The 17,125-nt window shown below is 63.2% G+C and carries 11 protein-coding genes, 1 tRNA gene and 2 pseudogenes; 7 read left to right on the top strand and 7 right to left on the bottom strand.

The window, feature by feature from the left end:
• Positions 1 to 103: 103 nt before the first annotated feature.
• Together ACPEH8_RS11735 and ACPEH8_RS11730 are read right to left on the bottom strand one after the other, a co-directional pair.
• Positions 104 to 856 (bottom strand): annotated as a pseudogene (locus ACPEH8_RS11735) (DUF932 domain-containing protein); the annotation flags it as partial.
• Between the two features lie 85 nt (positions 857 to 941).
• The gene (locus ACPEH8_RS11730) at positions 942 to 1,073 is read right to left on the bottom strand and encodes a hypothetical protein (protein WP_261798215.1); all 132 of its coding nucleotides are present in this window, start codon (positions 1,071 to 1,073) and stop codon (positions 942 to 944) included.
• 178 nt (positions 1,074 to 1,251) lie between these two features.
• On the opposite strand from ACPEH8_RS11730, the gene ACPEH8_RS11725 reads away from it, so the two are divergent.
• The 5 genes from ACPEH8_RS11725 (at position 1,252) to ACPEH8_RS11705 (ending at position 9,135) form a co-directional block, all read left to right on the top strand.
• Positions 1,252 to 1,731: a hypothetical protein gene (locus tag ACPEH8_RS11725; RefSeq protein ID WP_139146300.1), complete on the top strand. Its 480-nt coding sequence runs from the start codon at positions 1,252 to 1,254 to the stop codon at positions 1,729 to 1,731.
• Between the two features lie 179 nt (positions 1,732 to 1,910).
• On the top strand, positions 1,911 to 3,968 hold the full coding sequence (locus ACPEH8_RS11720) for a type I restriction-modification system subunit M (RefSeq protein WP_423666839.1): 2,058 nt from the start codon (positions 1,911 to 1,913) through the stop codon (positions 3,966 to 3,968).
• Positions 3,969 to 3,976: 8 nt separating this feature from the next.
• A complete protein-coding gene (locus ACPEH8_RS11715) occupies positions 3,977 to 5,239 on the top strand; it encodes a hypothetical protein (RefSeq protein ID WP_423666836.1) in 1,263 nt (420 codons plus the stop codon).
• A 213-nt stretch (positions 5,240 to 5,452) separates the two neighbouring features.
• Positions 5,453 to 5,866: a hypothetical protein gene (locus ACPEH8_RS11710; protein ID WP_143568346.1), complete on the top strand. Its 414-nt coding sequence runs from the start codon at positions 5,453 to 5,455 to the stop codon at positions 5,864 to 5,866.
• 8 nt (positions 5,867 to 5,874) lie between these two features.
• Positions 5,875 to 9,135: a type I restriction endonuclease subunit R gene (locus tag ACPEH8_RS11705; RefSeq protein WP_423666833.1), complete on the top strand. Its 3,261-nt coding sequence runs from the start codon at positions 5,875 to 5,877 to the stop codon at positions 9,133 to 9,135.
• Positions 9,136 to 9,228: 93 nt separating this feature from the next.
• Here the strand turns inward: ACPEH8_RS11705 and ACPEH8_RS11700 are convergent.
• From ACPEH8_RS11700 to dtd, 5 genes and pseudogenes are all read right to left on the bottom strand, one after another.
• A pseudogene (locus ACPEH8_RS11700) lies at positions 9,229 to 10,440 on the bottom strand (tyrosine-type recombinase/integrase).
• Positions 10,441 to 10,616: 176 nt separating this feature from the next.
• Positions 10,617 to 10,692: transfer RNA gene (locus ACPEH8_RS11695), tRNA-Ile, on the bottom strand.
• Positions 10,693 to 10,760: 68 nt separating this feature from the next.
• Entirely contained in the window at positions 10,761 to 12,161 is a 1,401-nt protein-coding gene (yjjJ, locus tag ACPEH8_RS11690; RefSeq protein ID WP_423666830.1) for a type II toxin-antitoxin system HipA family toxin YjjJ, read from the bottom strand.
• 329 nt (positions 12,162 to 12,490) lie between these two features.
• Entirely contained in the window at positions 12,491 to 14,341 is a 1,851-nt protein-coding gene (gene rpoD, locus ACPEH8_RS11685; protein ID WP_423666827.1) for an RNA polymerase sigma factor RpoD, read from the bottom strand.
• Between the two features lie 89 nt (positions 14,342 to 14,430).
• Positions 14,431 to 14,871 (bottom strand): D-aminoacyl-tRNA deacylase, encoded by a 441-nt coding sequence (gene dtd, locus ACPEH8_RS11680; protein ID WP_017357508.1) that lies wholly within the window; start codon positions 14,869 to 14,871, stop codon positions 14,431 to 14,433.
• A gap of 118 nt (positions 14,872 to 14,989) precedes the next feature.
• On the opposite strand from dtd, the gene ACPEH8_RS11675 reads away from it, so the two are divergent.
• Both ACPEH8_RS11675 and ribA read left to right on the top strand, forming a co-directional pair.
• Positions 14,990 to 15,907 (top strand): lauroyl acyltransferase, encoded by a 918-nt coding sequence (locus ACPEH8_RS11675; protein WP_017357509.1) that lies wholly within the window; start codon positions 14,990 to 14,992, stop codon positions 15,905 to 15,907.
• 67 nt (positions 15,908 to 15,974) lie between these two features.
• Positions 15,975 to 17,111 (top strand): GTP cyclohydrolase II RibA, encoded by a 1,137-nt coding sequence (gene ribA, locus ACPEH8_RS11670; RefSeq protein ID WP_423666824.1) that lies wholly within the window; start codon positions 15,975 to 15,977, stop codon positions 17,109 to 17,111.
• Positions 17,112 to 17,125 lie beyond the last annotated feature (14 nt).

Genomic DNA, 17,125 nt, shown 5'->3' with positions numbered 1-17,125 from the left:
ACCAACAGCGCCCACATCAGGCGCTGAAGATGATGACCCCAGACGCGGCTCATGCCGCCACATTAACCGCATGACCTGAGCAGAAAACGGTGGGTCATTACAAGCGCACATTGGCCATCGCATGCTCGTTGACCACTGTGGCCTTGCCGTCCGGCCCGGTATAGGTCAGCACCCGGCGCAACCGTCCCTCCACCGAGTCCGTATCCACCGGTCGTTCCACCAGCGCCTTCATCCGCGCCACGAAGCCATCCCACGACGCGACGGTGATGCCCAACTGGCGTTTGACCACCTCCGGGTCGAACTGGCTGCGATGCGGCACCTTGATCGCCCCGGTGGCATTGCCCAGTACGATCGACAAGGTGTTGTTGCAGACAACCCGGACCGAGGTGAATTGCGCCGTGGTCGCCAGGGTTCCATCGCAGGCGGTTGCCAGCAGCAGATAGCCATCGACCTTGTCACGGCCCTTCAGCGTTGTACTCTGCCCGGTGCGGGCCAGCGCCCAGAACTTGCGTCCTTCGCGCAGAACACCGGCTGTTTCCAGCTCGAAGCCGCTGCTGGCGGTCAGGTCCCGGTAGAACTCCAGGATCTGGCCCGGCTGCACGACCTTGAAGCGCCTGGACACCACGGACAGCGGGGTACGGTTGTCCGAGCGGTACAGCACCTTCTGCTCCGGAAAGGCATGGATCACGCCGAGGTTGTAGTTGCCGGCGACATAGCGCACCTCCGCTTCCTCGATCTTCCAGTCCATGCCAGCCTGCCGCTTCCACACCTCGATAGGCTGTTGCGGCGCCAGCCGGTTGCCCAGGCCATGCCACGGCCTCTCGCCGGCATAGGCCATCGTTTCGACCAAATGCATCTTCGTTTCCTTGTTGTTGGCGGCACAAACGCACAAGGCCCGGACATGCCGGGCCTTGTGCGAAGTACCAACGGGTTTGGGGAGATCAGTCGAACGGATCGACCATGCCGCCGCATCTGCTGCAGCCCGCGCTTGTGGTGCATTTCACGACACCGGCCAGAACGGCCGTGGCCACAACCATCACGCAATAGATCAGCTCGACCTTGCTCTTCATCATACTGCTTGCCTCCTGTAAAAACGCGACCAGCGCTGCGTCCTGCGCGAAGGCGGATCTGATGCGCTTCAGAGGGGTGGTATGGGTTTGAGATTTCGTTAAATCCTATTAATTCGGTCCTATTGACACCGATTTCAAGTGCTGATAATTTGGTCCCAATAGAACCATTTCGAGGGCTAGCATGGAGCCTACTGTCACGACCGCTAAGGCGGCGGAAATTGTCGGCATCGGCTACGAAGGCCTGCGCTCCTATCTAAAGCGGGGCCTTCTAGGGCGAAGCGGCATCTCGCTGCCGCTGGTCGCATCCGACGCGCCGGCTCCGGATCTAAGCAACGCCCGATCTAAATGGAAGCGCTTTGGCTACACGGATTTGTGTCTAATGCGCCTAGCCAAGCAGTTGATCGATCTTGGACTTTCATTCGATCAAGCCAACGGAATTGCATCGAACGAGGACGTCCGCCGTATTTTCAATGCACGGAAAAGCGAGGGAGATGCAGTACTCCTCGCATGGCCACCCTATTTCGATTTCATCATCTTCAGGCAAGAAGACCTTCGCCATCTTCCAGATCGACTGGCCGATGCCGGCGACTCCGCAGTACTGGTGCAAATTGGCAGAACTTGCCAACAAATACGCGACGCATTCGATCAAGCTCTGGAATAGGAGGGGGCTGCAGTGCCTTTAACGCCTACCTGCTCATGCGCTTCCAATTATTCCATGGCGTCTTAGTCCAGGAGAGGATTCTGTGCTCTGATTGCGCTGGGGAGCCACGATCAACCCGCCATTCGGCTGTCAGTGCCCGCACTGATGGCATCCCGTGATCTCGTTACCACCAAAGCACCATGACCAAGAACGCAAAACCCGCCCATCCTGCCACTGCCGTTGAGGCTCCCAAGGTTTCCGACACCGTGCTGGCCAGTTTCATCTGGAAGAACGCCGAGGACCTTTGGGGCGACTTCAGGCACACCGACTTCGGCAAGATCATCCTGCCGTTCACTCTTCTTCGCCGTCTGGAATGCGTACTGGAACCCACGCGCGACAAAGTCCGTGAGGCGCACACCAAATTCAAGGACAAGGGGCTGGATACGGCGCTGATCCTGCGCCAGACCGCCGCCCTGCCCTTCTACAACACCTCGCAGTACTCGCTTGCCACCCTGGGCGCGACCAAGACCAAGTCCAACCTGGAAGCGTACGTCGCCGGCTTCTCGGACAACGCCCGCGTCATCTTCGATCAGTTCAACTTCACCGACACGATCGCCCGTCTGGCTCGTGCGGATATCCTGTTCAAGATCTGCCAGAACTTCGCCAACACCGACCTGCACCCGGATGTCGTACCCGACCGGGTCATGTCCAACATCTACGAGCACCTGATCCGCCGCTTCGGCTCGGAGGTCAACGAAGCGGCAGAGGACTTCATGACGCCGCGTGACGTGGTCCACCTGGCCACGACGCTGTTGCTCGATCCGGATGACGCCCTGTTCCGTGACAACCCCGGCCTGATCCGCACGCTCTACGACCCCACCTGTGGCACCGGCGGCTTTCTCACCGACGCCATGAAACACGTCGATGGATTCGCAGCGCAAGGTAAGGCCCCGCCCGTGCTGATCCCCTTCGGTCAGGAGCTGGAACCAGAAACCCATGCGGTGGCCTTGGCCAACATGCTGCTGCGCCGCCTGGAAACCGAGCCCGCCCGAGACCTGTCGGCCAACATCGCTGGCCCCAAGTCCACGCTCTCCCAGGACGCCTTCGCCGGCCAGCGCTTCCACTACTGCCTGTCTAACCCGCCCTTCGGTAAGAAGTGGGAAAAGGACCAGGCCTTCGTCGAACGCGAGGCCAAGGAAATGGGGTTCGCTGGACGCTTCGGTGCGGGCACACCCCGAGTATCCGACGGCTCCATGCTCTTCATCCAGCATCTCGTCTCCAAGCTGGAACGCCCGGAGAACGGCGGAGGCCGTGCGGCCATCATCCTGTCCGGCTCGCCTCTGTTCACCGGCAACGCAGGCCAGGGCGAAACCGAGATCCGGCGCTGGCTGCTGGAAAACGACCTGATTGACGCGATCGTGGCCCTGCCCACCGACATCTTCTTCCGCACGGGCATCGGCACGTACATCTGGCTGCTGGACAACAACAAGCCCGAAGAGCGGAAGGGCAAGGTCCAACTGATCGACGCCACGGGCATGCACAGCCCCATGCGTAAGTCTGAAGGTAACAAGCGCCGCTATGTCAGCGGTGAGCAGGCCCAAGACATCGCGCGTCTCTATGCCGATTTCGCGCCCAGCGAGAACGTGCGGATCGTGGACTACCGCGACTTCGGCTACCGCCGGATCAAGGTCCAACGCCCCCTGCGACTGGTGGCCAAGATCACCGAGCATGGACTGTCTGATATGGCAACCAGCAAGGCCTTCGCCAAGCTGGCCGAAGCCGACCAGGAGAAATGGCTGACTCTGCTGCGCAAGCACCTAGGCCAGACCCATCCTTACGAGTGGTTCAACACGCTGGCAGTGGCCGCCAAGAAAGCGGGCCTCCCCAAGATCAGCAAGCCGCTGGCCAACGCCTTGGAAGGCGCCCTGGGAGTGCGCGATCCCGACGCACCCGAAGTCCTCGATGAGGAACGCAATCCGGTACCCGACAAGGAGCTGGAAGATTTCGAGAGCGTTCCGCTCGACCAGAACATCGGCGACTACATGGACACCGAAGTCCTGCCCCATGTACCCGGTGCCTGGGTGGACGCCAGCTACACCGATGACCGCGACGGCCAAATCGGCAAGGTTGGCTATGAGATCAACTTCAACCGCTACTTCTACAAGTACGTCCCGCCGCGTGACCTGCATGATATCGATGCAGAGCTGAAAGCCGTGGAAGCGGATATTGCTGCGCTGTTGAATGAGGTGGCGGGATGACTCCATCCATGGCGAAAGTCGAGATGAAAGATTCCGGAGTTTCTTGGGTGGGACCCATTCCCAAGACGTGGGACATGAGGCGAACCAAGTTTCTTTTCTCCTTGGCCCAACGTCTACCCCATCCCGAAGACGGGATCGTAACGGCGTTCAGAGACGGCCAGGTCACGCTGCGATCAAATCGCAGGACAGACGGCTTCACGAACGCGCTGAAGGAAGCTGGCTACCAGCGTGTACAAAAGGGCGATCTAGTCATTCACGCCATGGATGCCTTTGCCGGTGCAATCGGAGTGAGCGACTCGGACGGGAAGTGCACCCCTGTCTATTCATGTTGCGTACCAAACCACGACGCATCGGCAGAATTTTATGCCAGATGTGTGCGAACCATGGCTACAACAGGTTATGTTGAGAGCTTGGCAAAAGGCATCCGTGAGCGCTCAACGGATTTCAGGTGGGCAACTTTTGCGGAACAGCTGCTGCCCCACCCGCCTAAAGCCGAGCAAGACGCCATCGTAGCCCACCTCGACCGCGCCACCTCTCGTATCGACGCCATGGTCGCCCAGAAGACCCGCTTCATCGAACTGCTGCGCGAGAAGCGCCAAGCCCTGATCACACATGCCGTGACCAAGGGGCTCGATCCGAATGTGCAGATGAAGGACAGCGGCGTGGAGTGGCTTGGGGAAGTGCCGGAAACCTGGGATACCGCTCCACTGAAGTCGTTCTTGCAGCTACGCCGAGACATCGTTGGCAGCGAAAGTAGCAACACCAAGTTGCTGTCGCTCACCCTACAAGGCGTGATTGAGCGCGACCTGGAAAATCCCAGGGGCAAGATGCCCGCCTCATTCGATGGCTATCAGCGGATATCCGCTGGTGAAATGGTCTTCTGCCTCTTCGATATGGACGAGACCCCAAGGACGGTAGGCGTAGCACCTCAGGACGGAATGTTGACCGGCGCCTACACGGTGTTCCGGCCGCAGGGCGAATTGTGGGCGCGATATCTCTACTACTTCTTCCTGCATGTAGACGAATACAAGCGCCTCAGGCCCTTCTACAAGGGCCTGCGCAAGACCATTCGCCCTGGCCCATTCCTCTCAATCCAAGTGCCGCGCCCGACGGAACGTGAGGCGAAGGCAATCGTCGCCGACCTCGACAGCGCCACCACCCGAATCGACACATTGATCTCCAAAACTGAGCGCTCCATCGAACTGCTGCGCGAACACCGCACCGCCCTGATTACCGCTGCCGTCACCGGCAAGGTCGACCTGAGCATCTAACCAATCCCTCAACCCGAACCTCCTAACGACAATGACCTCACCTAACCGCAGTGGATCATCTAGCGGCAACAACAAGCCCTCTTCCCCGGGTACCGGTGGTTCGGGCAACAAGGGAACTGGCCCTGGCACTAGTACGCCTACCGGTGGCGGGAATCGCAGTAGCAACACGAACAGCGGTGGCCCACGTAACCCGTCGGGCGGCCAGAAGTCCAAATGAAACTGTCTGTGGCGAGGGAGAACTACTACTGCCACTCTGCTGCGGCAAGCGCCGCGGCGAGGCAACTGGCGTTCGCTGGCATTGCGGCCGTGTGGGTCTTCAATCAGCCTCAGGATCAGCCCGGGATAGCACTTCCACAGGTCCTGACCTGGGCGATGATCCTGCTCTGCTTTTCCTTGGCCTGTGATCTCCTTCAGTACGCGTCCTCGTCCGCAATCTGGGGCTACTTTCACCGTATCAAGGAGAAGGAGCTGGCTGCCAGGTCGATCACAGCTGACGCGAATGTCGCCGCCAGTCGATGGTTCAACTGGCCCGGTATCGTCTTCTATTGGTCGAAACTGGCGCTGATCATCTCTGCCTATGCCTGTATTGCCGCCTTCCTCTTCAGTCATCTGAGCACCACCGCCTAAGGACAGCCATGCATCCCGTCTTCACCGACACCGCCCACCGCGAGAAGTACTTCGAGCAGTACGTCGTCAAGCAATTGGAAGCACGCGGCTGGAAAGTGGGCGCCACTTCCGGCTACGACCAGGACCATGCCCTGTACCCAGAAGATCTGGTCGAGTGGGTGAAAGCGACCCAGCCCAAGAAGTGGGAGAAGTTGGAGGCGGGCAATGGCGACAAGGCATCCGCCACCCTCATGGATCGCTTGAGCCAGGCCCTCGAACGCGAGGGCACGGTCAACGTGCTGCGTAAGGGGATCAAGGTGGCCGGCGCAGGCGAGATTGCGCTTAGCGAGGGCTTCCCGGAGGACGAGCGCGACCCTTCCGCTTGGGAGCGCTACAGCGCCAACATCCTGCGCGTCGTGCCCCAGCTCAAGTATCGCACAGGCAGCACGTTGGCCATCGACCTGGTGTTCTTCATCAACGGATTGGCCGTGGCCACCGTGGAGATCAAGACTGACTTCACGCAGTCTGCGGAAGCCGCCGTCGAGCAGTTCAAGAACGACCGCCAGCCAAAGGACAAGGCAACAGGGCGTGTGGAGCCCTTGCTGACATTCCAGCGTGGCGCGGTTGTTCACTTCGCCATGTCTGACAGCGACATCCAGATGTGCACGAAGCTGGACGGCAAGAACAGCTACTTCCTGCCCTTCAACCAGGGCCGGGACGGCAGCAATGGCGTCTGGACAGGCAACCCCATCCGAGCGGATGGCGAGTACCCGGTGGCGTTCTTCTGGGAGCAGGTCTGCCAGCGCGACAATTGGCTGCGGATTTTCCACAGCTTCGTGTACACCGAAAGGAAAGATGTGGTCGACCTGGCCGGCAACCACTCCCGCAAGGAAACACAGATCTTCCCGCGCTTCCACCAGTGGGATGCCGTCACCAAGATGATCGGCGATGCCAAGACCAACGGCCCTGGCATGACCTACCTGTGCGAGCACTCGGCGGGCTCCGGCAAGACCAGCACCATCGCCTGGACGGCGCATGACCTGATCCGCCTGCGCACCGATGCAGGCGTGCCCTACTTCCACTCGGTAATCGTGGTCACCGATCGCACGGTGCTCGACAAGCAGCTCCAGGACGCCGTCCAGCAGATCGACCATCAGGATGAGCTGATCGCCGCCATCGGTGACCGGGACACGGGCGAGAGCAAATCCAAAGAACTGGCCAGGGCCATGGAGCGCGGCACGCCCATCATCGTGGTCACGCTCCAGACCTTCCCCTATGCCATGGAGCAGGTGCTGACCAACGGCAAGCTGAAAGACCGCAGCTTCGCCGTCATCATCGACGAAGCCCATACCAGCCAGACCGGCTCGGCCGCCTCCAAGCTGCAGGCCACCCTGGCCCTGCGCGATGCCAAGGAGATGGAAGGTCTGACGGTCGAGGAGCTGCTGGAGAAGATCCAGTCCTCGCGCGTGCGCCCGAAGAACGTCTCCTACTTCGCCTTCACTGCCACGCCCAAGCACGCCACTCTGACTCTGTTCGGGCGCCTTACCGATCCGAGCAAGCCGCCTTGCAAGGAAAACAAACCGCAGTCCTTCCACAAGTACCCCATGCGCCAGGCCATCGACGAGGGATTCATCCTGGATGTCATGAAGGGCTACCTGCCCTACAAGACGGCCTTCAACCTGGCCGAGCCCGTCAAGGACGGCAAGCGGGTCTCCCAGAAGGCGGCCAAGCGTGCCTTGGCCAAATGGCTCAACCTGCATGCGACCAACGTTACCCAGAAGGTCGAGTTCATCGTCGAGCACTTCGCTGCCAACGTCGCCCCACTCCTGGGTGGTACCGCCAAGGCGATGATCGTGACTTCCTCGCGCGCCTCAGCCGTTCGCTATAAGCGCGCCTTCGACGTGTACATTGAGACTCACCCGCAGCACAAGGCTTTCCAGGCCCTGGTGGCGTTCTCAGGCACACTGACCGGCAAGGAAGTTGTCCATAGCTCCGACGAGCAGTTGAAGGACGATCCGTTCGCAGCAGCAGACGACGAGCAGTTCACCGAAAGCAACATGAACCCGAAGCAGTACGGTTCGGATCTGCGCAAGGTGTTCGACCGTCCTGAATTCCGGGTCATGATCGTAGCCAACAAGTTCCAGACCGGCTTCGACCAGCCCAAGCTGTGCGCGATGTACCTGGACAAGAAGATCGCCAACCCCGTGGAGATCGTTCAGACGCTGTCCCGCCTCAACCGTACTGCGCCAGGCAAGGACACCACTTTCGTGGTGGACTTCGTCAACGAGCCGCAAGTCATCCTGGGTGCGTTCGCCAAGTACGACAAGGGCGCTCGTATTGTCGATGTCCAGAACCCCAATGTGATCTACGACCTGCAGGCCGAACTGGACAAGGCCGGGATCTACAAGCAAGCCGAGGTAGCCGCCTACGCAGCCGTGCGCTTCAAGTCCGCTGCCGCCTTTGCTGCCGGCGAGCAGGCTCAGCACAAGGAGCTGTACGACGCTACCAGCGAGCCCACAGAACGCTTCAACGACCAGGTCCAGCAGCGGCGCGCCGCCATCCAGGCGGCTGAGGCCGCCTACGAGGCGGCCAAGTCACAAGGTAACGAAGCCGGCATGAAGCAAGCGGACGCCACCCGGACGGCCCACGCTGAAGCTTTGCAGCGGTTGCTGGACTTCAAGTCCGGTCTGACCCGGTTCGGATCGCTGTACACCTACATCGCTCAGACCATCGATCTTGGCGACCCAGGACTTGAAGCGTTTGCCAGCTTCGCCCGCCTGTTGTTCAAGCGTCTCAACGGCGTGCCTCCCGAGCAAGTGGACGTGTCGGCTCTGGTACTGACGGGCTTCGACATCAAGCCCGAGGACATGCCCGATGGCGAGGAACCGCCCAAGGAAGAGGCCGTCATCCTGAAACCCGTTGGCCCCGGTGGCGGTGGCCAGGCTGGGCTCCCGGTCTATCTGCGACAGGTGATCGCGCGCCTGAACTCGATCTTCGGTGAGGCCACCCCGCTGACCGACAAGGTGGCTCTGGTGAACCACTTGGCCGACATCGTGCGCGAGGACGCCAACACGGTGGCCCAGATCAAGAACAATTCCCGAGACGTGGCGATGAACGGCAACATCAAGGGCACTGTCCAGTCGGCACTGGTCCGAGCTCTGGGATCACACACCGACCTGGTGACCCAGGTGCTGAGGAACGACAAGCAAGCACTAAACCCGCTCGTTGGCTTGCTCTACGAGATGGTCAAGGCGGGTCAGAATATCGACCGTTCGGAGTTCGGGGCCTGACCTGAACCAGCAACTGTGATCAGTGATGGGAAAGCAAATCACTTTGGCATCGTGCGTAGAATAGCCTGCCCACCGAAGGCTGGGTGATAGCTGTCACCCAGCAAGGCGATGTAGCGGAACAACCCTGGAATTGAGCCGCAGTCCATCCAGGTAGTCGGCCCACGCCTGCATCATCTTCTCCCGCTCAGCAAGGTGCGCGGTGCGGTTGTAGGCACGCCCAAGCGGGTCCCTGACCGCATGCGCCAATTGATGTTCGATGTAATCCGGTCGGAACCCCAAGACCTCGTCCAGGACTGTTCTCGCCATGGCCCTAAAGCCGTGGCCGGTAATGGTGTCGCCATCGAAGCCAAGATTCCGCAACGCCGCATTGATCGTGTTCTCACTCATCGGGCGCTTCGAACTTCTAACCCCAGGAAATACAAATTCGCTCCGACGGGTGAGAGGCTTCAGGTCCTCAAAGACCTCTTTCGCCTGGGACGATAAGGGCACGATGTGGGGGGTTCCGGTCTTGCTGGCAACAAAACGCCACTCTGCATTTTCAAGATCGACATCCTCCCATCGAGCCGTTCGCAACTCACCAGGTCGCACGAACAGCATCGGCCCCAGCTTCAATGCCGCCAAGGTCACCGGCGACCCTCGATAGGAATACATTGCCCGCAACAGATCGCTGATCCGGGCAGGATCGGTCACGCTAGCGAAGTGCTTGGTCTGGGGTTGCTCCAGTGCTCCGATCAAGCTTTCAGCAGGGTTCGATGTCGCGCGTCCAGTGGCAATCGCATAACGAAATACACGACTGGCAAGCGAGCGCGTCCGGTGCGCGGTCTCGGCAACGCCGCGCTTCTCTAACTTGCGCAACGCTGCCAGCAGGACCGGCGCCGTCACGTCCATGATCGGGATATCGCCGATGCTCGCCAGGTCCTTTTCGATCAGGCGACGCTCACGCTTTACCGACCCGGGAGTCAGCCCCTCCTTGGTTCGCTTCTCCAGCAGTTCGATGGCGATCGCGCTGAAGGTGGATTCGGCGCGCTCGGTCTGCACAGCTCGCTCGATGCGGGCCACCTGGGCGGGGTTGGCTCCCCTCTTAACCAACGCCCGCAACCGATCCCGCTCGGCCCGCGCCTCGCCGAGCGACATGATCGGATAGTTGGCCAGCGTGATCATGCTGGCCTTGCGCGAGTGGCGATGGCGATAGCGCTATACCTTCGCCCCGGACGGCCGCACTTCAATGCACAGGCCATTCGTATCGGCCACACGGTAGGCGTCTTCGCGTGGTTTCAGGGAGCGCAGCTTGGTGTCGGTCAGCATATGAGTCAGACGGTTGTGAGTCAGCGGGCATGAGCTATGTCCTCTGACTCACATCCTGACTCACTTCCACCCCGGATTCAAGCTGATCAACCTGGACTACGTCGCACAAAAACCCCGCATCTAGCGGGGTTTTGGGGGAATCACCGGACCAATTCGGACTCCCTTGGCCTACTCGATGGTGGGCCCACCAGGATTCGAACCTGGAACCAAAGGATTATGAGTCCTCTGCTCTAACCGTTGAGCTATAGGCCCTTGCGGCCGCACAGTGTAGTAGAGCCGCGCCCGGCCCTGCCACTGCCTGCGGGCATGCCACGCACCCCTCATCCGAACCGGTGGCGCATCGCATCGACCTGCCGTGCATTGTCCGCCGCCAACGCGCGCAAGGCGGGCGAGCGCAGCAGGGACGAGCCCGCCACCCGCTGCCAGTAGTCGAGCGCCACCGGCGCGGCCCATTGCAGGTGGGCGAGCTGGCCGCTGCGCTCTGGCGCAACCGGCCCGAGCGGCGCTGCCGCGCGCAGCACCCCGGTGCGCGAGGGGGCCAGCGACATCGGCAGCATGTCGTAGACCGGCGCCAGCGGCAACGGACCGTGGTCGACCAGATGGAAGCCGAGATTGCCGTGGTGCATGTCGCTGTTGCCGATGAGGCGGCCGAAGGCATGCAGCCGGGCCATGTGCGTGGCGGTGGCGGCCGTCAGCCAGCCCTGCGCGTGCAGCTGCTCGCCCGCGCGCGCCCAGTCCAGCGTGACGTCTCCCACGAACGCCGCAGTCAGCGACATCAGTGACACGAAGCCGCGGCGGCCAAGCACGTCCGGCGTGCGGTCGAAGCGCTGCACCTCGAGGAAGGCATGCGTGCTGGTCTGGAGCAGCTCGGAAACGGCCGCATCCACGCCTGCATCGCGCAGGCACTGCAGCGCGAGGTGCTCGCACACGAGCAGGTCGGCCCAGCGCTCGGCAGCCTCACCGGCGGTGGGCTGCGCGAACTTCACCAGCACTGCCTGGCGATGCCCGTTGTGCGTCACGGTGGCGGTGAACTTGGGTTGCTCCCCGCCGGGTGATGAACCGACATCCTCGCCCTCCAGGACGGCCGCAGCGCGCGCAGGATAGTCGCGGACACGCTGGTCGGCCTGGACACCGTCCGGCGGCGCATCCAGTTCGGCCAGGGCTGCGGCGACGGCGTCGCCCCCCAGCAGCAGGTCGCCGATGCCGGTACCTCCGGCGCGCACCAGCGCCTGCAGAATGTCGCCCTGCTGCCAGCGGTTGAGATCGTCCGGCACGCCGAGATCGCGTGCGCGGCGATGGGCGAAGGTGCGGCCGAGAAACCCCTGCGGGCGCAGGTCATCCAGGAACCACGGGATATCGGGGAACCAGCCGTCGATGGCACCGTCCGGGGCGCGGTTGAGGTTGGGCCGGGCGGTGCCGACGTCCAGGTGGAAGGCATCACCGCTGAGGGCGATGAGCGTGCCCAGCTCTTCCAGGCTGGCATCGGGGCGGAGGCGGAACAGCGGCCATTCGCTGCCTGCGGCAGTGGCTCGGCGGGCGGCGTAGGCAGTAGCGCGGCCCCGGCCCAGGCGGGCCACGCGGTCGCCGGCGTCGGCCACCAGGCGGCTCAACGTCATCCGTGTGGCGCCCAGACGCTCGGCGAGCGCGGCGGCCGCTACCACCTCACCGGCCGGAAGGCGGTCGAGCAGATCCTGCACGGTGTGGCGGGTGGGACGGGCCATGCTGGCGGACATCCGGGCTGATTATGTTACGAATATATAGACGTAAACACGGAGCTCCGCAAGGACGTGTACGTCTATCTTACTGATAACAGAGCTACTTTCATCGGGTTGTCCGGCCATCGATCCGTTTTGATGTTACGAATAATGTTACATAAAATGCAGGCTGCAACGGTACCGTGCGAGGAGCGTCCGGTCGCCCCCCCCGACTGCCGCGCTGCACGCGGGCAGCCGACCGACGGTCGGCTCCACCGTCGGGGCACCCGCTCCCGCCACCCCATAAAAAAACCCCGCCGAAGCGGGGTTTTTTCATCAACGCACCAACGCGGAGATCAATCGATATCCAGGAAGCTGCGCAGCTGCTCGGAGCGGCTCGGGTGACGCAGCTTGCGCAGCGCCTTGGCTTCGATCTGGCGGATGCGCTCGCGGGTGACGTCGAACTGCTTGCCGACTTCCTCAAGGGTGTGGTCGGTGTTCATGTCGATGCCGAAGCGCATGCGCAGCACCTTGGCTTCACGGGCGGTGAGGCCGGAGAGCACTTCGCGGGTGGCTTCCTTGAGGCTTTCCACGGTGGCTACGTCGATCGGCGACTGCATGGCCGAGTCCTCGATGAAATCGCCCAGGTGCGAGTCTTCGTCGTCACCGATCGGCGTTTCCATGGAGATCGGCTCCTTGGCGATCTTCATCACCTTGCGGATCTTGTCTTCCGGCATGTCCATTTCCTTGGCCAGCTCCTCCGGCGTGGCCTCGCGGCCGTACTGCTGGAGCATCTGGCGGGAAATGCGGTTCAACTTGTTGATCGTTTCGATCATGTGCACCGGAATACGGATGGTGCGGGCCTGATCGGCGATCGAACGGGTGATGGCCTGGCGGATCCACCAGGTCGCATACGTGGAGAACTTGTAGCCGCGGCGGTACTCGAACTTGTCCACGGCCTTCATCAGGCCGATGTTGCCTTCCTGGATCAGGTCGAGGAACTGCAGGCCGCGGTTGGTGTACTTCTTGGCGATGGAGATCACCAGACGCAGGTTGGCCTCGACCATTTCCTTCTTGGCCTTGCGCGCCTTGGCTTCACCGTAGGCCATCGCCCGGCTGATTTCCTTCAGCTCTTCCAGTTCCAGCCAGGTGGTCTTCTCGATGTCGATCGTGGCCTGCTGCTCGGCGATGATCTGGTCCTTCACATCACGCAGGGCCGAGGACCACTTCTGCTTGCGCTTGAGGGCGTCTTCCACCCATTCCAGGTTGGTCTGGTTGCCTTCCCAGGAACGGATGAAGTCCTTGCGCGGCATGCGCGCGGTCACGGTCGCCAGGTTCAGCACGCGGCGCTCGTGGGACTTGATGTCGGCCATGACGTCGCGCAGCTGCTTGACCAGCACGTCGGTCAGCGGCAGCGGCAGCTTCAGGGTCACGAACACGGCGGCCATGTCGTCGCGCAGCTTGGCCAGCGGCTTGCGGTCGCCCTTGGCCGCCGCCTTCTTGAACGCGGCATAGGCGTCGGTCAGCGCCTGCATGCGGCGCGCGACTTCTTCCGGGTCCGGGCCGGTCGGACCGGCGTCTTCCTCGGCGTCGACGTCGTCGTCTTCGTCCTCGTCGGCATCAGCGTCGGCGTCGTCGCTGGTGTCTTCGGCCACGGCCGGGGCCGGGACTTCCTCGACCAGGTCGTTGAAGCCGACGATCACTTCGGCCAGGCGCTTCTTGCCTTCCTTGTGCGCGTCGTAATCGGCGAGCAGGGTTTCGACCGACACCGGGAAGGTGCCGAGCGCAGCCTGGACCTGGCCCAGGCCTTCTTCGATACGCTTGGCGATGGCGATTTCGCCTTCGCGGGTCAGCAGTTCGACGGTACCCATTTCGCGCATGTACATGCGCACCGGGTCGGTGGTGCGGCCACCTTCGGTGTCGAGCGCGCTCAGCGCGGCGGCGGCTTCTTCGGCCGCGGTGTCATCGACTTCGCGGTTGCCGGTGTTGCCATCGTTGAGCAACAGGGTTTCGGCATCGGGTGCAACTTCATGGACATCGATGCCCATGCCGTTGATCATGCCGATGATATCTTCGATCTGCTCCGGGTCGACGATGTCGTCGGGCAGGTGGTCATTGACTTCGGCGTAGGTCAGGTAGCCCTGTTCCAGGCCCTTGCTGATCAGAAGCTTGATGTCGTTTTGCTGGGCAGGACGTTCGTTGGCCATGTAGTGCTCGCGCCACCGGCTGGGAGAGGGAATAGAACCTAGCATTATACCAGCCCGGCGCCCCGCCTTCCCGGGCGGTGGTCCCGGGGCTAGGGTCTGAGCAGGAAGGTCACGGGACCATCATTGACCAGGCTGACAACCATATGGGCACCAAACCGCCCGGTTTCCACCCCTGGGGCGTGCTTTTGACGGCATGTTTCGACCAGTTGGTTGAATCCACGTTCAGCCTCCGCAGGCGCGGCGGCGGTACTGAAGCCCGGCCGCATGCCGCTGGCGGTGTCCGCCGCCAGGGTGAACTGGCTGACCAGCAGCAGGCCACCCCCGGTATCGAGCAGCGATCGGTTCATTTTTCCGCCCTCGTCGCCAAAGACACGGTAACCAAGCAGGCGATCGGCCATCCGCCGGATCTGCGCGTCGGTGTCGCCCGGCTCCATGCCGACCAGGGCCAGCAGCCCTGGCCCGATCTGCCCGACCACGGCATCGTCGACGCGGACACTGGCTTGGCTGACGCGCTGGATGAGAACAAGCATGGCAGGGCTTCCGTGGCAGGGGGCGGACTACCTTAGAGCCTGGGGGTGCGGTTGGCGATCCGGACCGTGGGCGGGCTGCGGATGCCCCCGCACCGCCCAGCGGCTAGACTTCCACGTGATGAAACCGCATACCACCGCCCGCCTGGCCTATCGCGCCGCTGCCCTGTTCACCCGCCTGCCCTGGGCCTGGCTGCGTGGGTTCGCCGCCGCCCTGGCCTGGTTGTGGATCCGCCTCAATGCCCGCGAGAGCCGGGTGACCCGACGCAATCTGGAGCTGGCCTACCCCGAGCTGGCCCCGGCCGACCGCGCGGCGCTGCACAAGGCGGTGCTGCGCTCGACCGCGATGCAGGCCATCGAAACGCTGCGGCTGTGGACCCAGCCCCGCGAGCGCAACCTGGCCTGCCTGACCGAGCGTCACGGCGAGGCCCTGTACGACGCCGCGCTGGCCTCGGGCAGGGGCGTGATCGTGGCCGCCCCGCATTACGGCAACTGGGAGCTGCTGAACCAGTGGCTGGCCTCACGCGGGCCCATCGCCATCGTCTACAAGGCGCCCGATGAAGCGGTGGGCGACGCCTTCCTGCAGCTGGTGCGTGGCGGCGACAACGTGCAGCAGGTGCGCGCCGAGGGCCCGGCCGTGCGCCAGCTGTTCAAGGTACTCAAGGACGGCGGGGCCACCGGCATCCTGCCCGACCAGCAGCCGAAGGCCGGCGACGGCGTGTTCGCGCCCTTCTTCGGCATCGAGGCGCTGACCATGACCCTGGTCAACCGGCTCGCCGAGCGTACCGGGGCGACCGTGCTGTACGGCTGGTGCGAGCGGATCGGCCCGGACATGCAGTTCGCCCTGCACATCGAGCCGGCGCCGCCGACGGTGGCCGACCCGGACCCGCGCACGGCCGCCAGCGCGCTCAATGCCGGGATTGAACGGATCGCGCGCCGCGATCCGAGCCAGTACCAGTGGACCTACAAGCGCTACACGCTGCGCCCGCCGGAAAGCGGCGAAGTGGACCCTTACGCCACCGAGGAACACCCGCACTGAATGCGACGCTGTGTCGCGCCCGGGCGCGATTGGAATCGTCGCCCCTCGTCCCCACTGTGAACCCACGATGTCCCCCACGGCCCCTGCCATGTCTGATGCTGCTTCTTCCCTGTTCGGCGATCCGGCCGCGATCCGCTGCGAGCGCGCGGTCGCCGAGCTGCGTGCCGGCCGCCCGGTGGTGATCGATGACAGCCACGGCCAGCACCTGGCGTTCATCGCCCTGGACAGCAGCACCCGCAGCAGCTTCGGTGCCTTCGCCGAGGCCGCGGCCGGCCAGCACTACCTGTTCCTCACCGCCACCCGCGCGCGGGTGCTGGGCGTGGCGGCCGAACATGGCGCGCGCGTGCCGCTGGCCGGGATCGATTTCGATGCACTGCCATCGTTGGGCTACCTGCGCGAACCGGAGGCGATGCCGCCAGGCTGGAGCGCCGGCCAGGCGCTGGACGACGGCGCGATCGAAGTGGCGCGGCTGGGCCTGTTGCTGCCGGCCACGGTCGGGGTGCTGCTGGACCCGGCCGATACCCGCTTCGACAGCTGCGCGCAGGTCTCGCTGTGCGACCTGCACCAGGGCGCCGAGCAGGCCGCCCATGCCTACGAGCTGGTGGCGCGCTCGCCGGTGCCATTGCGCGACGTCGGCATGACCGAGTTCGCGGTGTTCCGCGGCGGCGTCGCCCAGCGCGACCAGGTGGCGATCATCGTGGGCACCCCGGACCTGTCCGGCGTGGTGCCGGTACGCGTGCACTCGTCCTGCCTGACCGGGGATCTGTTCGGCTCGCTCAAGTGCGACTGCGGCGATCAGCTGCGCCGCGGCCTGCGCAAGCTCAAGGATCTTGGCGGTGGCGTGCTGCTGTATCTGGACCAGGAAGGGCGCGGTACCGGTATCGCCGCCAAGATGCGCGCGTACGGTTATCAACATGACGGCCTGGACACCATCGACGCCGATGCACAGCTCGGCTTCGGCGCCGACGAACGCCGCTACGGCAGCGCGGCGGCGATGCTGCAGGGCCTGGGCGTGTCGCGGGTGCAGCTGCTCAGCAACAACCCCACCAAGGCCCAGCGCCTGCGCCATGCCGGTATCGAGGTGGTGGAGTGCGTGCCGGTCACCGGCGACATCACCGTCGAGAACGAGCACTACCTGCGCACCAAGGCCGAGCGCGCGGGGCACCTGCTCGATGTCGACGCGCTGATCCAGGCCGCGCAGTAACCGGGCAACCTGCT

It is taken from the genome of Stenotrophomonas sp. NPDC077461, from assembly GCF_049545475.1.
GTDB lineage: Bacteria > Pseudomonadota > Gammaproteobacteria > Xanthomonadales > Xanthomonadaceae > Stenotrophomonas > Stenotrophomonas nematodicola.
Note: the sequence above shows the minus strand (reverse complement) of the source record. Positions and strands in the feature narration are given on the sequence as shown.

What these genes read in the sequence shown, in the direction of transcription:
- ACPEH8_RS11730 (WP_261798215.1), bottom strand. Translation starts at nt 1,073, where the DNA reads ATGATGAAGAGCAAGGTCGAGCTGATCTATTGCGTGATGGTTGTGGCC.
- ACPEH8_RS11725 (WP_139146300.1), top strand. Translation starts at nt 1,252, where the DNA reads ATGGAGCCTACTGTCACGACCGCTAAGGCGGCGGAAATTGTCGGCATC.
- ACPEH8_RS11720 (WP_423666839.1), top strand. Translation starts at nt 1,911, where the DNA reads ATGACCAAGAACGCAAAACCCGCCCATCCTGCCACTGCCGTTGAGGCT.
- ACPEH8_RS11715 (WP_423666836.1), top strand. Translation starts at nt 3,977, where the DNA reads ATGGCGAAAGTCGAGATGAAAGATTCCGGAGTTTCTTGGGTGGGACCC.
- ACPEH8_RS11710 (WP_143568346.1), top strand. Translation starts at nt 5,453, where the DNA reads ATGAAACTGTCTGTGGCGAGGGAGAACTACTACTGCCACTCTGCTGCG.
- ACPEH8_RS11705 (WP_423666833.1), top strand. Translation starts at nt 5,875, where the DNA reads ATGCATCCCGTCTTCACCGACACCGCCCACCGCGAGAAGTACTTCGAG.
- yjjJ (WP_423666830.1), bottom strand. Translation starts at nt 12,161, where the DNA reads ATGGCCCGTCCCACCCGCCACACCGTGCAGGATCTGCTCGACCGCCTT.
- rpoD (WP_423666827.1), bottom strand. Translation starts at nt 14,341, where the DNA reads ATGGCCAACGAACGTCCTGCCCAGCAAAACGACATCAAGCTTCTGATC.
- dtd (WP_017357508.1), bottom strand. Translation starts at nt 14,871, where the DNA reads ATGCTTGTTCTCATCCAGCGCGTCAGCCAAGCCAGTGTCCGCGTCGAC.
- ACPEH8_RS11675 (WP_017357509.1), top strand. Translation starts at nt 14,990, where the DNA reads ATGAAACCGCATACCACCGCCCGCCTGGCCTATCGCGCCGCTGCCCTG.
- ribA (WP_423666824.1), top strand. Translation starts at nt 15,975, where the DNA reads ATGTCCCCCACGGCCCCTGCCATGTCTGATGCTGCTTCTTCCCTGTTC.